This is a genomic window from Halomonas sp. H33-56 (assembly GCF_040147035.1).
GTDB lineage: Bacteria > Pseudomonadota > Gammaproteobacteria > Pseudomonadales > Halomonadaceae > Halomonas > Halomonas litopenaei.
In genome coordinates, this window is record NZ_JAMSHP010000001.1 from 1,533,700 (window position 1) to 1,550,024 (window position 16,325).

Sequence of the window (16,325 nt, forward strand, 5' to 3'; positions counted from 1 at the left end):
CGCGAGCGTGAGCACCGGCTTGAAGGTGGAGGGAGACCCTGGCGCCCAGAATGGCCAGCCGCGCATCACCGTGGTCAACAGCTACGGTGTTGCCTTCAGCGAGGACGACGCCAACCAGAAGAAGATCCGCGACGTGCTGATGGGGGCGCTTGGCTACAGCGACGCGGAGTCGCTCTACGACCGACGAATCTTTGACACCGCTCCGCCCTCGAGCCTGGTGTTCGGCGGGCTGACCCGCAATATTTCCGGCGAGCTGATCGGCTACGCCAAGGGATCCATCTCGGTGGAAAACGAGATGCGCGCTGAAAGCATCCTGTTGAGCTCGCCGGGCGAGCTGACGATCAAGGGGCTGTCACAGTTCAACCCCGGGGGTAATGCGGATGCTGCCGCGGTGCGAGCCGATGGCGACGATGGCGCAGGGGCGCTGGACGCCGATGCGCTGTCCGCGATCGCCAACAGCGCTAGCGCGAGCCCACAAGTGGAGGCGCGCAGCATCGTCATCGATGCCGAATACGTCAACCTCAACGGCTATATTCGTGCCGGCGTCGACGGCTACGACCTGACCATCGGCGCCGCCGATGCCCAGCGTATCGCCGACCACATCCGCAGCGGCTCCAGCGGTAACCTGACGCTGTCGGCGTCCTCCGGCGACGCCCTGGTGATCTTCAATGGCCATACTCGCCAGATAGAGGTCACCGGCCTTGCCATCAGCGGCGGCAAGCTGGATATCACCGGTCACATCGCCAATACCGGCAACGGCAAGCTTGAGGTGCTGGGGGGCTATGGTGCGATCAATATCACCAACAACACTTCCTACACCCTGGCGGTGGGGGATCTCGACGTCAGCCGTCATGGCGAGGGTTATCTACGGATCGCCGACAAGTACAAGGGCTCCAGTACCAATCCGCTGGTGACCGAGTATCGCTACGACTTCGCCGATCCTGGCAAGACCTACACCTATACGCCGGACAGTGATGTGCGCTACGGCTTCAGCGTGGTCCAGGACAGCTCCAAGCGGCGTTATGCTCAGACCGCCTCCAGCGCCTGGGCGGGAATCGACGCCTTTGCCGCCGACCCGGATACCCTGAACTGGGGCGAATCCGAGATATCGCCCGGACGCCTGCAGGATTCGCTGTCCTACTTCTATACCAGCAGCGAGACCGGTTATCAGTACAACAAGAGCGAGGTCAACGCCAGCGAGTGGACCGATCCGCAGCTCGTCGACAAGTGGTCGACCAGCACCTGGTATGGCAAGAAGACCCACTACGCCAAGTTCGTCCAGGAACAGTCGAGTCAGATCCTGCACACCCACTCGGTGGCCGCCAACAAGTCGGTGGATATCAGCTTCTTCGGCCAGGCTACGGGTTCGATCAATATCGATTCGATGGGCGACGTGGTGGTGCTCGGGGATCTGGCCAACTACAACGGCGAGACACGCATCGACAGCGATGGCCAGATTCTTCACTACAATGACCCGACCCGTGATGTGCGGGTCTCCGGCGCCAGCGTGGTATTGCGCGCAGCGGACGGTATCGGTGACGGTTCGGCGTTGAAGCTCCTGTCCATCGAGGGCGCTGGCGGCGCTGCGGCGATGACCATGACGGTGGACGCCGTGACCGAGCGTGGTCCGCTGAATCTGGCGCACGAAAACGCTGACCTGATCGTGCTGCGCGCCCACAGCGGCTGGGGCGACGTCAGCCTGTCTGCCGAGGGCTCGCTCAAGGCGGGCAGTGCCCTTGGCGGTGTCCACGTCAAGGGCAACAACCTGAGTCTGGCGGCCGACGATGCGATCGGCTCCTTGGCCGCCCCCCTGACCCTGGCCCAGCACGCCGATGGCCGTCTCAATGCCGTGGCCGGTGGCGATATTGCCATCGATCAGCTCAGCGGGGACCTGGGGATCGAACGGGTCGAAAGCCGCCTGGGCGACGTCTGGGTGCGTGCCGCGGGGAATCTGCTCGACCGCAATGACGCCGCCACGGTCGATGAACGTACGGTCGAGCAATTGCGTGACGGCGTCTGGTCACAGCTCAATCTGGTCGGCAGCGCCGCCGAGCAGAAGATTCAGGACGCCCAGGACGACCTGGCAACCCGCAAGACCCAGGAGTACAACACCTACTGGAACTACCGCCAGGCAACCTCCGACGACTGGATCGGCGGCTTGGCCGATGGCACCAGCTACAGTGTGCTCAGCGTCGACAGCGGGGCCATCCTGCTCGGTCTTGTGCGTCAGATCAGCGATGGTAGCGGCGGCACCCTGGAAGTACGTGACGAGCTGCGCCTCAGCGCGCCGGACATCGCCGCCGGTGATGCCCGGGTCGCGCATCGTTTCTATCGGGCCGATGGCAGCTACTTCACCATCGACAGTCTGAACGACCTCAGCGCAGAAGGGTTGATCCTGGCCTCCGGGGCTGGCGTGGCCCAGGGCAACACCTTGACCTACCGTCGTGTGGCGTCCTACGCCAGCGATCAGGTGATCAGGCTGTCCCAGGCGGAGCGTGACGCCTATCGTCAGCGTTTCGCCGACCAGGGTCTCGACGACGCCCAGATCGAGGCTCGCCTCACGGGCATCGAGTCCGATCGCACCGATATCTACCACGAGCTGCATGACGTCTACGGCAGTGCGACCGAGTACCAGGACGCAAGCTACAGGGTGACCCTGAGCGCGGCAGAGAAGGAGCAGGTGCGCGGCAGCATCAAGGTGTGGACCGAGCAGGAGCTGCTGTCGCTGATCGGCGCGGGCCTGTTGCAGGAAACCACCGATACTCGCACCGAGATTCAGGAACCCAACGTGATTGCCGGGGGCGATATCACCCTGATCGCCGGCGACAGTGTCGGTGTGGCCCGCGGACGCGAGCTGCTCGACATGTCAGGTGGGCTGACCGGGCTCTCCGACGAGCAGCGGGTACTGCTGTCCGCCGCCGAACGGGCCGATGTCACCTACCTCAAGCAGGCGCCACATAGCGCCGTGGTGGACTTCCTTGATATCCAGCGCGACCAGGGCGTGACCACGGTCAAGCTGGTGCGCACCGACGGGCAGAGCTGGGATACCAGCGTGTTCAAGGTGGGCGAGGCCGTCGATCTTGCCGGCAAGTCGCTCAATGTGACTGAGAATGGACGCTACTACACCGTGACCGCGATAAGCGGCGGCACGCTGGAGCTGTCCACCGCGCTGGAGGTGGTCGGCGAGCTTGGTGCCCAGGTGGAGCTGGCAACGGTGTTGCTGGACCCCCAGACCCAGGTCAGTAGCGGTGAGCAGTTGATTCGCTACATCTCGATCAACCTGATCGATGACTTCGCCATCGAAAACGCAGGCGATACCTTTATCACCGCCGCCAACTCGGCCTACGTGGTGTCGGAGACCGATATTCGCCTGGCCAAGCTGGTGGCCGGACAGGACGCCAGGGTCAAGGTGTCCGGATCGATCCTGGCGGCCACGTCCTCCGGTGCCGACCTGGTCATACGCACCTCGGATCTGGTGCTGGAAGCGGCCAGCGGGCAGATCGGTTCCGGCGCCAGTGCACCGCTCAAGCTGGCCCTGACCGATGCCGCCACCCTGACCGCACGCGCTCAGGGCGATATCTCGCTGCACGAGATCGAGGGGGATCTGGCGATCTCGACCCTGTTCACCGAGCGCGGCGACCTGTGGCTGAAGGCCGCGGGCAGCATCATCGACGGGCTGAACCATGACCTGCTCAAGGTGTTGGCCAACAATGTCACCTTGATCGCCGGCGACAGCGTGGGCCAGGCGACCAACGCCATCGAGCTGGCCACGCGCGGCGATGGTGTCGTCACCGTCGATGCCGGCGAAGACGTCTACCTGGCGGCGGTGGATGGCAATCTCAGGGTCGGCCATATCAAGGGGGGGGAGCGGGTCGAACTCAGCGCGCTCAACTCCATCATCGCGACCCATGCCGATGAATTCCGCGGCGACATCGAGGCGAAAACGCTGCAGCTCGAGACTGGCTTCGGCGGAGTCGGCGCCGCCGATCGCCTGCTGGCGCTGGTCACCGATGACACCGCGGGGCGCGTCGATATCGATAGCGCCGATTCCGTGTTCGTGCGTGAGGTGAAGGGTGATCTGCGGCTGGGAACCGTGCAGGCGGGGCCGGCGGGCTCCACCGATGCACTGGCGTTCGTGTTCTCGCAGGGCGCCATCTACAGCGCCCTGGGTGCCAACGAGACGTTCAACCTGTTGACCGCCGGGGTACGTCTGATCGCGGTCAAGGACGTGGGTACCAAGAGCAAGGTGCTGACCTCCCGTATCGGTACCCTGGAAGGCCAGTCCCGCGACGGCAAGGTCTACCTCAACAACACCGGACATCTGACCATCCATGGTCTGGGACTGACGGCCACCGGCGATATCGAGATAACCGCCAACAGTCCGATCACGGTGACCGAGGATATCGTTTCGGCTGATGGCGATATCGTGCTGACGGCCAGGGAAAACACCTCTGACGCCAATGACAACGAAGACTACCTGCACATCGAGGCAGGGGTGATGCTGGATGCCGGTCGCGACATCCTGATGACCGCGGGCGACGATCTGCTGTTCAAGGCCAACGACATCATCGTGAAGGCCGCGCGCCATGTGGTGATGAAGGTCGACACGCCAGATGAAGACCAGCCTGCCTTCCGTGATACGCCGGAGGCCAAGGTCGAATTGCGTGGTGACTGGACAGTTACCGGTGATATCACTCTGGAAGGGGGTGACAAGCGCCAGACGGTACTGATCGCGGCGGGTGCAAGCCTGAAAGCCGACAGCATGAGTGTGGCGCTGGGCGGCGGCGATGATGCGCTGACCCAGCAGGGTAGCCTGGACATCGCCCAGCAACTCAACATTGCCGGCGGCGATGGTGACAATAGCGTCACTATCGAGGGTAGTGTCGAGGCGGCGAGCCTGAGAATCGACGGCAACGCAGGCGTCGACACCGTTACCTTCAACGGCACCCACCAGGCCGGCGCGCTGAGTCTGTCGCTGGGCGCCGGGAATAACGTGCTGAGCGTTAAAGACAGCCTGACGGTAACCAACGCCTTTAATGTCGAAACCACGGGTGGCGATGACTCCCTGACCTTCGACGCCAGTATCCAGGCCGGCTCGCTCGCCATCGCCATGGGCGAGGGCGCCAACACCCTGGACGTGACAGAAGACTTGACGGTCACCGCAGCGGCCAGTGTTACCGCCGGCGCTGGTGTGGACACCGTCACCTTTAACGGCACCCATCAGGCGGACTCGCTGAGTCTGTCGCTGGGCGCCGGGAATAACGTGCTAAGCGTGAGTAACGCACTCAGCGTAACCAACGCCTTTGATGTGACGACCGGAGAGGGCGATGACCGCTTCACCCTCGACGCCAGCGTCAAGGCCGGCTCGCTCTCCATCGCCATGGGCGATGGCGCCAACACCCTGGACGTGACCGAGGACCTCACCGTCACCGGCCTGGGCAGTGTCACCGCTGGCACCGGCGTCGACACCGTCACCTTCAACGGCACCCATCAGGCGGGCTCGCTGAGTCTGTCGCTGGGCGCCGGGGATAACGTGCTGTCCGTTAAAGATAGCCTGACGGTCACCAACGCCTTTGATGTCACGACCGAAGAGGGCGATGACTCCCTGACCTTCGACGCCAGCATCCAGGCCGGCTCGCTCTCCCTCGTAATGGGCGAGGGCGCCAACACCCTGGACGTGACAGAAGACCTTACCGTCGACGGTCTGGCCGAGGTCACCGCTGGATCGGGTGTGGACACCGTCACCTTTAACGGCACCCATCAGGCGGACTCGCTGAGCCTGGCGCTGGGCGCCGGCGATAACGTGCTGAGCGTCAGCAACTCACTGGGCGTGACCGACGCCTTCGATGTGACGACCGGAGAGGGCGATGACCGCATCACCTTCGACGCCAGCGTCCAGGCCGGCTCGCTCTCCCTCGTCATGGGCGAGGGTGCCAACACCCTGAGCGTGACTCGAGACCTTACCGTCACCGCAGCGGCCAGTGTCACCGCTGGCACCGGCGTCGACACCGTTACCTTTAACGGCACCCACCAGGCTAGCGCGCTGAGTCTGTCGCTGGGCGCCGGGAATAACGTGCTGTCCGTCAAAGACAGCCTGGCGGTAACCAACGACTTTGATGTCACGACCGAAGAGGGCGATGACTCCCTGACCTTCGACGCCAGCGTCCAGGCCGGCTCGCTCTCCCTAGCCATGGGCGAGGGTGCCAACGCCCTGGACGTGACAGAAGACTTGACGGTCACCGCAGCGGCGCTTGTCACCGCCGGCTCCGGTGTGGACACCGTCACCTTTAACGGCACCCATCAGGCGGACTCGCTGAGTCTGTCGCTGGGCGCCGGGAATAACGTGCTAAGCGTGAGTAACGCACTCAGCGTAACCAACGCCTTTGATGTGACGACCGGAGAGGGCGATGACCGCTTCACCCTCGACGCCAGCGTCAAGGCCGGCTCGCTCTCCATCGCCATGGGCGATGGCGCCAACACCCTGGACGTGACCGAGGACCTCACCGTCACCGGCCTGGGCAGTGTCACCGCTGGCACCGGCGTCGACACCGTCACCTTCAACGGCACCCATCAGGCGGGCTCGCTGAGTCTGTCGCTGGGCGCCGGGGATAACGTGCTGTCCGTTAAAGATAGCCTGACGGTCACCAACGCCTTTGATGTCACGACCGAAGAGGGCGATGACTCCCTGACCTTCGACGCCAGCATCCAGGCCGGCTCGCTCTCCCTCGTAATGGGCGAGGGCGCCAACACCCTGGACGTGACAGAAGACCTTACCGTCGACGGTCTGGCCGAGGTCACCGCTGGATCGGGTGTGGACACCGTCACCTTTAACGGCACCCATCAGGCGGACTCGCTGAGCCTGGCGCTGGGCGCCGGCGATAACGTGCTGAGCGTCAGCAACTCACTGGGCGTGACCGACGCCTTCGATGTGACGACCGGAGAGGGCGATGACCGCATCACCTTCGACGCCAGCGTCCAGGCCGGCTCGCTCTCCCTCGTCATGGGCGAGGGTGCCAACACCCTGAGCGTGACTCGAGACCTTACCGTCACCGCAGCGGCCAGTGTCACCGCTGGCACCGGCGTCGACACCGTTACCTTTAACGGCACCCACCAGGCTAGCGCGCTGAGTCTGTCGCTGGGCGCCGGCGATAACGTCCTGAGCGTCAAAGATAGCCTGACGGTAACCAACGCCTTCGATGTCACGGCCGAAGAGGGCGATGACCGCTTCACCTTTGACGCCAGCATCCAGGCCGGCTCGCTCGCCCTCGTCATGGGTGAGGGTGCCAACACCCTGAACGTGACTCGAGACCTTACCGTCACTGCAGCGGCCAGTGTCACCGCCGGCACCGGCGTCGATACCGTCACCTTCAACGGCACCCATCAGGCGGGCTCGCTGAGTCTGTCGCTGGGCGCCGGGAATAACGTGCTGTCCGTCAACAACTCACTGGACGTGACCAACGCCTTCGATGTCACGACCGGAGGGGGCGATGACCGCATCACCTTCGACGCCAGCATCCAGACCGGCTCGCTCTCCCTCGCCATGGGCGAGGGCGCCAATACCCTGGACGTGACCAAGGACCTGACCGTCACCACCGCGGCCAAGGTCACCTCCGGGGCTGGTACCGATACTGTTACCTTCAACGGCGATCACCGAGCCGACACCCTGCTGGTAGACAGCGGGGATGGTGATGATCTGGTGTCCTTCCTGGGCCAATGGCAGTTTGCCGACAGCCTGACGGTGGTGACCCGGGCGGGAGACGATCGTCTGCTCTTCGATGGCCGGCATCGCGCAGGGTCAATCGCCGTCGATCTGGGAGACGACAACGATATTCTGCATGTGCACGGCGATATCGCGGTGACCAACAACATGGGCTTCCGGGGTGGCAGCGGCAACGACGACATGTTGATCCATGCCGATACCCTGGTGGGCGCCATGCTGGTGGCCGGCGACGGCGGCAAGGATCGTCTGACCGTGGTGGAGCTCAATGATCGCCAGGCGCTGTTGACCCTGGATGGTGGTTCCGGCAGCGACGAGCACCGGATTGTCACGCGCCAGGCGGATCAGGGCGACTACCGCATTCGCGTTCTCGACAGCGGTGCCAGCAATGCCGGAGCGGACACCCTGTTCATCGAAGGTCGTGGCTACGACAACTATGACGGCAGTATGGTCCGGGCCCAGACGACGGCGTCTACCACGGGCGATCTGTTCCTGGTCCGCGACAACTTCGTTGCGCGCCTGGCCGAGGCTGGCAGCGCCGTGGAGCGTATCGATGTGGGGGCCAGCATCAATGCCCGGGTGACCATCAATGGCCACGACGGCGCCGACCGCTTCGTGGTCGATGGCTCATCGACCGTGATGACGCTGGACGGAGGTCGCGGCGACGATCGCTTCGAGATTGGCCAGCAGTACGGCGAGCATCCGAACCCTGTAGGCACGGCCAGCGCGGGCGTCTACGCCTCGGGCGTCGTCGTGGGCGATGAGATCGCGGTGACCCAGGCCGGCGACGGCTTTGTCAGTCGAGGCAACGGCCAGGCAATGAGCGTGCTGGGGGGCCAGGGCAACGATCAGTATCAGGTCTACGCCACCCAGGCGCCTCTGGCACTTGATGGCGAAGACGGCTACGACAGTCTGAGTGCCTTCGGCAGCAGCGCAGACGACAACTTCGTGATCACCGCGGGTGCCGTGTTCGGCGCTGGACTCAATCTGTCCCATGACGATCTCGAGCGTGTGCGCGTCGAAGCTGGAGCGGGAGACGATCGAATTCACGTGCTGAGCACCCGCGAAAGCGTGCTGACTGAGGTCATCGGTGGTCTCGGCAGTGACCAGATCCAGGTGGCGGGGGACGTCAGCGGCGAGGTGAAGGCGATTGACGCCAGGGGGGGCAGCAGCCTGGTGGGCCATGGCACCGTGTCTGCAGACGAGGCCTACGCAAATCTTCTGGCCGAGGCGCTGACGGTGCAGGTGGCTAGCCCCGAGCACGGTGCCATCCTGGTCGAGCAGCCCGGTGGGGCGACGCGGGTGGTGGAAGGCGGCGACGCTGCCGCTTACTGGCTGTCGACGAACCTGCCGATCTCCGGTATCGCCGAGGGCAGCAGGGTGACGCTGACACTGTCGGCCAGCATGGCGTCGACTCAGGACCGTCACGCGGCGGGCGCGGCGTCGGCCGAGACGCTGCTTCTGTCACTCGACGCTTTGGGCGAGTTTACCCAGGCGATCACCGTGGACTTCGTGTTCACCGGGGGCAGCTGGTCACCGCGCCAGCAGATCTTCGTCAAGGCGCCGACCGATGGTCTGGTCGAAGGGACTCGACAGGTGGCGATCAGCTATCTGGCCCAGGTCGAGACGCCCTCGTCGTCTCCGTTGCCCCAGGCGTTGGCCTCGCTGCTGGATCAGCCCATCGCCGATACCGAGATCACGGTATTTGATGCGACGCGCGGAGATGTGGTGGTGTCCACGGCCCAGGATCGACTCCAGGTGATCGAAGGCAAGGGTGCGTCGGCTCAGTCCGGCAGCGTCGAAGTGCGCCTGTCGGTGGCGCCCCAGGCCGGTGAGGTGATCACGGTCAGCGTGGATCTGTCGGCCTTCGGCGATCGTCTGGTGGCAAAGCACGGCGCCACCCTGAGCTTCGATGCCTCCAACTGGGACAAGCCCCAGACGCTGGTGCTGGAGGCGCTCGGCAACACCGACATCGAAGATCGGATCGACGCCCAGCTGGGCTTCGATATCTCCAGCAATCTGGGGCAGGCCAGCTCGTTTGCCGAGCGCGCCACGAGCAAGGTCGACGTCAGCGTCCACGACGATGACAGCGCTGGGCTGGTGGTGGAGCAGTCGGATGGCGGTACCCGAGTCTCGACCCTGGGCGGCAGCGACAGCTACACCCTGAGGCTGACCAAGGCGCCGAGCGCTGAGGTCAGGGTCCACCTCAATAGCGATGGCCAGACCGAGTTCCCCCTGGGTGGGCGCATCGTACTGGATACCCTGTTCGACGGTGAGCGCAGCGTGACGGTGCTGGCCGCGCAGGGAGCCGGGGCGATTCTGGTCCTGGAAGGTGGTGACTGGGCATCGTTGGGGGCCCAGACCGGGCGCTACCTGAGCCTGGAAGATGGCTCGGGATCGAGCATTGCCGGGCGTCTGCGGATCAACCACATCGATGCCCAGGGAAGGCTGCACCTGATGTCCGACGATACCCTGGGAGGCTGGGTCGGTGACAGCCTGACGCTGACCTCCGTCACCACCCCTGCGGTGGTGTTCGACGCCAGCAACTGGGCCGACAAGGTGGCCGTCGAGGTGGTGGCGGAGACCCGATATCGGGCTCCGGTCGAGGCGGGCATGCAGTTTGTCACCGAACGGCGTCTGTCCGACATTCAGGGACCGCTGATCGTCGAAGGGGGCACTGTCGCCGATACGCCGGTGCCGTCTGTGCCGCTGATGCTGCCTTCTGAAGGTGTCAGCGCGCTGGCCGCCGAGACCTCCGGCACCGCGCATGAGGATAGCGACAGCCTGGTGCTGCACGTGGATGCCAGCGTGGCCGACCTGTCCGGTGTCATCGGTGCCGAGCGGATCGGCGGGCTCGGCATGGGTGAAGGCATGCTGTCCCAGGACAACGGTGTGGGCGGTACCATCGATACCGAGCGAGGGGTTCATTTCCACGGTGTCGAGGTCTTCGAGGCGCTGCTGGGCGCAGGCAATGATCAGCTTGCCATCGATGCCGATCCGGTGGCCTTCGACGGCGACTGGCAGGCACAGACGGTGGCGGGTGTTTCCCAGCTGAATCGTAGTGCCGGCAGCTGGTACGCCGATGGCTTCCGCGCTGGTGACAGCGTACTGGTCGGCGAACAGCGTCTGTTGATTCGCGACATCACCAGCGCCGGGGCGCTGGTGCTCGACGGAGTGGTGAGTGCCAGCAGTGGCCGTGTCATTCGTGAAATGCCGCTCAGTGTGGTTCACGGTGGCGGCGGTGATGACCACATCCGGGTGAGCGGTGGCTATCAGTGGCAGATGCCGCTGGTGGTGTTCGGCGATACCTCTCGCAGTGGCGAGCGCTACAGCGCCGTCGGTGGCCGGCCGACGCTGCTGGCTCAGCCGTTCCTGGAGGCCGGTGATAACCTGCTGGACGCCAGCCAGGCCATCGGTGGCGTGGTGCTGGTGGGAGGCGCCGGCGCGGATACGCTGATTGGCGGCCTCGGTAATGACCAGCTGTTTGGTGGATCCGGCGATGACCGTCTGAGTGATGAAAAGGGCGGTAACAACCATCTGTTCGGTGATGGTGGCATCGACGTGGACGTTTCCCGACGCCTCAGCCAGGCCGATACGGTGATGACGGTGCATGCCAGCGCCGCAGCGATTGCCCATCCGACCGGAGATAGCCTCACAGCCGGTGATGACGTGCTGAGTACTGGGGCAGGCAACGACATCCTGCTGGGGGACCACGGCGTGATCCAGCTGGAGGCTCGCCCCGGAGAGGCAGGCCTGCGACTGCTCGATAGTCAGCGGGTGATCGCGGTGGAAGGCGTCGACATGGCGTCGGGCGGCGATGACAGCTTGAGCGTCAGCGGCGGCGACAACCTGTTGATCGGTGGCAGTGGTAACGACGTCCTGAGTGGAGGCGGCGCTTCCGACTGGCTGATCGGTGACAACGCCAAGGTTGCCTTGAAGGTGGTGAACGATCTGTCCAGTGGTGCCACGCTGGTGCTCAAGGACAGTATCCACGACGGAGGCGACCGACTGTTCGGCGGCGACGGCAATGACTTGCTGCTGGGGGGGGGCGGGACTGACGTGCTTTACGGTGGCAGTTTGACCAGCGGCGGTCGCAGCGGTGATGACCTGCTGGTGGGCGACTACGCCCGGCTGGACGTGGTGGGCACCCAGGTGCGTGAACTGGTCACGCTGCCAAGCGCCAATGGGGCAGCGGATCGTCTTGACGGTGGTGATGGTCGCAACGTCCTGATCGGCGGAGAAGGCAGTGACAGCCTCAGCACCGGTGGCAATGACAGCGTGACCGTCGCCTCGCCTGAGCGCAGTGCCAGCGTGGCGATCGGTGACCATGGTCTGCTTGAGTGGAACGCCGCGGGTGTCCTGGTCAGTGCGACCTCCCGCCTGGCGTCCGATACTGACGCCAGCGAGACGGCGGCTATGCTGAATACCCGCGGCGGTGACGACAGCATTCGCTTGAGCGGTGGCCACTCCGTGGTCATCGGCGGGGTGGGCAGTGACCTGATCGAGATCGTCAAGGCTGGCGACGGGGCGCGCCATGTGGTGCTGGCCGATCGCGGCACCCTGAGCTGGACCGACGTCGGCGTTCTGGTCAACGGCGATAGTCTGACGCCCAACGTCGGCGGCGCCGATCGTGTGGCTGTCGAGTCGGGTTCGGTCACCGCTCTGGGCGGCGCCGGTGCGGACACCATCGAGATCAGCGCAGCATCGGTCGACGCCCGTCACCTGCTGTTTGGCGATAACGGTTCTCTGCGCCAGAGTGCCAGCGGAGTGTTGTTGAGCGCCGCCTCCAGTGCGACTGCCATCGGCGGCGACGACACCCTCGAGGTGAATGCCGGTTCGGTCACGGCCATCGGCGGCGCTGGCGATGATCGGATTTCGATCACCGCCGCCTCGGCCACCAGTCGTCACCAGTTGATCGGTGACAATGGGCGACTCCAGTGGGACGACACCTCGGTGTTGAGGACGATGACCAGTACCGCATCGGCGGTGGCGGGACAGGATCGCATCGGCGTCAATGCCGGTCGCAATGAGATCGTCGGTGGTGCGGGCAGCGATGTCATCACCACGGGTGATCAGACCAGCACGGTGCTTGCCGACCTCGGTCGCCTGGAGTGGAACGCAGCGGGACATCTGGTGAGCGCGCGTTCGTTGGCGCACGGTCACGGCGCGGCGGATAGCGTCAGTGTCGGCAGCGGCGGCAACCTGGTGATCGGCGCCGAAGGCGACGATGTCATCACCTCCGCCGCTGGTGCTGACAAGGTAGCGGGTGATCACGCCGAGGTACTGTTCGACGCCAATGGCGTGGTGACGTCCTTTGCGTCCCTTCATTTCGCCATCGGCGGGGTAGATACCATCACGACCGGCAGAGGTGATGACTGGATCATCGGCGGGTTTGGTGGTGAACGCATCAGTGCCCTTGGCGGCGACAACGTGGTCATTGGGGACAATGGGTCGATCACCGCACAAGATGGTGTTCGCCAGGAGGTGAAGAGCCTCGATCAGCGCCAGGGCACCGGTGGGGATGACGTCATCCTGCTGGGATTGGGCCGGGATCAGGCGATTGGCGGTGTCGGCGCCGATACCCTTGTCAACGCCGGCGGCGAGACCGTGGCCATCGCCGATGACGGCCGTATTCTCAGTGATACCACCGGCCGTTACCGCCTGGCGGAAACCGGAAATATTGCCCTGCGCAGCGACAATCACCTGATTGGCGGCATCGATCGCGATGTGCTGCTGGGTGGTGGTGGCCAGGACACGCTCGAGGGCGGTGCCGGTAACGATATTCTGATGGGTGATTTCGCTCGGGTGACTCGCGTGCCAGGGCTGATCACCATCGAGACCATCGACAACTTCGAAGGTAGCGACGACGTCATCCTGACCGGACTGGGCCACGATGTGGCGATGGGCGGCGCCGGCTTCGACGGCTTCGGTGGTGACTACGGCTTCGACATCCTGATCGGCGAATATGGCCGAGTACGGTTGAGTGTGGCCTCTGCCGGTTCGACGAGCGTGCCGGAGGTCGAGCGTGTCACCTCCATCGTGACCCTGGCTCAGGGCAAGCTGGATCTGGTGCGCGGTGCGCAGCAGAACCTCTACCGTGAGCAGGAGCCAGGCGGCCGCCTGGCCGCCTGGAGCTGGATGGATCGCACCGAGTTCGCCCTGGGCGAGGCGATGGTCTCGAACAACCGCCCGGCAGCGGTGGCTCCGAGTCAGGGACTCGAGGATCTACGTGGTGTTGTCGCTGGTTGGGCGGCCCACCATGACAGTCGCGGTGGCATGATCAGCGGCTTGCCGCTGTTCGCCGCTCCCCCGGCTGCCGGCAGCGTGCCAACGGCGCCAGACGCTGCGGAGGGTAGTGAGTCGCTCGAGGCGGTACCGTCGGTCGATGACGCAATCCTGGAACAGTCGCCACAGGCGGCAGGCTCACCGGCGTCGACCGAGGTATCGCCCAAGGTGTCGAGCGAGGCAGATGCGTCCGTCCCTGCCGAACAGCAAGGTGCTATGGGCAGTTCGGCACTGGGTGGCCTGGCAGCGGCGCTGGCCGGCGCTGGCTGGGGTGTCGCCCGAGCCATGACGTCGTCTACCGAGCACACCGATAGACTAAAGACGCTTCGACGTGAACAGGCCGCCGAGCAATGGCGTCGGCTGCGCAAGGATGACGATGAGGAGACGTCTTGATTGACACCTTGATGAGGGGCCTGAACGGGCCAGCGGGAGCGGTATGCTGCTAGACGAGGCAAGGGGCGACGTTGAAGCGTCCATGCGTGAACGGATGCAGCACTGGCTGGCCCGGCACTGTGAGCGTAGCGGCGCTGTCGATGAGGTGCGGCTGGTCGAGGGATTGGTGGCGTGGCGTGGGCCATCCGGCATCGAGCCAGTGGCGCTGTGGCCGGGCCTCAGCGAGGGCGAGGGCGCCGGCGAGGCACTGTTGGCGCTGGCAAGTGAAGTCGCCGAGGTTGCCAGTGGCATGGTCAGCCAACTGAATAAGGCGCACCTGGGCATCGGCTATCCGGTGAGCATGGATGGCGAGGTGGCAGGCGCGGTAGCGCTGAGCCTGGCGATTCCGCCAGGCCTGCGCGACACCTCCGACGACGGTGTGGCGCGGGCACGTCAGTCCCTGGTGCCACTGATGCAGCGACTCGAGGAAGGTGTCGCTGCGCTGGAACGGGACCTGATGAGTGAGCGGCAAGAAGACATGCTGCGACACCAGGCGGTACTCGGGGACCGCCTGTCCCTGCTGGCCGGCGTGCTGTCGGAGGCTACCTTCGCCGCAGCCTCGGCACAGCTGGTGACCCGTCTGGCCGAGCAGTTCGGTGCCGAACGCGTAAGCCTCGGCTGGCGCCGCGGTGCCAGTTGTCGCGTGTTGCAGATTTCCCACAGCGCCCAGTTCAATCGCAAGATGAATCGAGTGAAGGCCACGGCGGCGGCGATGGATGAGGCGCTCGACCAGTTGGCCAGCGTGGCCTGTCCTCCCGTGGAAGGTGCGGCAGGGCGGCACGATGGCGGTGTCCAGCTGGCCCATCAGGAGCTGGTCGCCCTAGGCGGTGTTCCTTCGGTGGTCAGCGTACCCTGCCTCGACGATGGGGTGGCGCGTGGCGCCGTGACCCTGGAACGCGATCGACCCTTTACCCTCGACGAGATCGAGGCGCTGGAGAGTCTGCTGGCGCTATGCACCCGTGCGCTGGAGGAGAAAAGGCGCAACGACCGGCCGCTGGTGGTCAAGGCGCTGGCATCGGCTGGGGAGCAACTGGGGCGCCTGCTTGGACCGGGACATCTCGGGCTCAAGCTGGCGGTGCTGGCGCTGGTGGCTCTGCTGGTCGCCTCCACCCTGATCACCACGGTGGACGAGGTGGCGGCGGAGGTGACCGTCGAAAGTCGTGTGCAGCGGGTTATCTCGGCGCCGTTCCGGGGGTATCTCGAGGCAACCAGCGTGCGAGCCGGTGATCGTGTCGAGCGCGGGCAGGTGCTGGCGAGCATGGAAACCCGGGAGCTGCTGCTGGAACGGCTGCAATGGCAGAGCGAAATCGCCAAGCTGTCACGCCAGGAGCAGGAGTCCCGCGCGCGTGGTGATCGCGCCGGGCTCAACGTGCTGGCGGCTCAGCGAGAGCAGGCCGAGGCGCGGGTTGCGCTGGTCGAGTCCAGGCTCAATCGGGCCACCCTGGTCGCGCCCTTCGATGGGGTGGTGGTCAGTGGCGACCTGACCCAGCGACTGGGCGCGGTGACCGAGCAGGGCGAGGAGCTGTTTCGCGTCTCTCCGCTGGACGGGTTTCGCCTGGACCTGGCCGTGCCCGAGGGCCGTATCGATGATCTGGCGCCGACCCAGCATGGCTCGATGGTGCTGGCCTCGATGACCGGCAAGCGTTGGCCGCTGGTGGTCGAGCGGATCACACCCCGGAGCACCAGCGGTGAAGGTCAGACCCGCTTTATCGTCGAGGCTCGCCTGGAGATGAACGCCGGCGAGGTTGACCCCCGGCAGGTGGAACGCTTGCTGCGCCCTGGGTTGTCGGGTATTGCGCGGGTCGAGGTCGGCGAAGGTCCGCTGATCGAGATATGGACCCGCGGGCTGCGAGACTGGCTCAAGCTGACGCTGTGGCGCTGGTGGGGGTGA

Annotated in this window: 2 protein-coding genes (1 of these 2 running past the window's edge); both read left to right on the forward strand. The window is 65.0% G+C overall.

The window, feature by feature from the left end:
• Positions 1-14,395, forward strand: partial view of an LEPR-XLL domain-containing protein gene (locus NFH98_RS06740; protein ID WP_349622376.1) — the 3' end only. It extends 14,747 nt beyond the left edge of the window; the window shows 14,395 of its 29,142 coding nt (coding positions 14,748-29,142); its start codon lies off the left edge, out of view; its stop codon occupies positions 14,393-14,395.
• Positions 14,396-14,438: 43 nt separating this feature from the next.
• Positions 14,439-16,325: an efflux RND transporter periplasmic adaptor subunit gene (locus NFH98_RS06745; protein ID WP_349622377.1), complete on the forward strand. Its 1,887-nt coding sequence runs from the start codon at positions 14,439-14,441 to the stop codon at positions 16,323-16,325.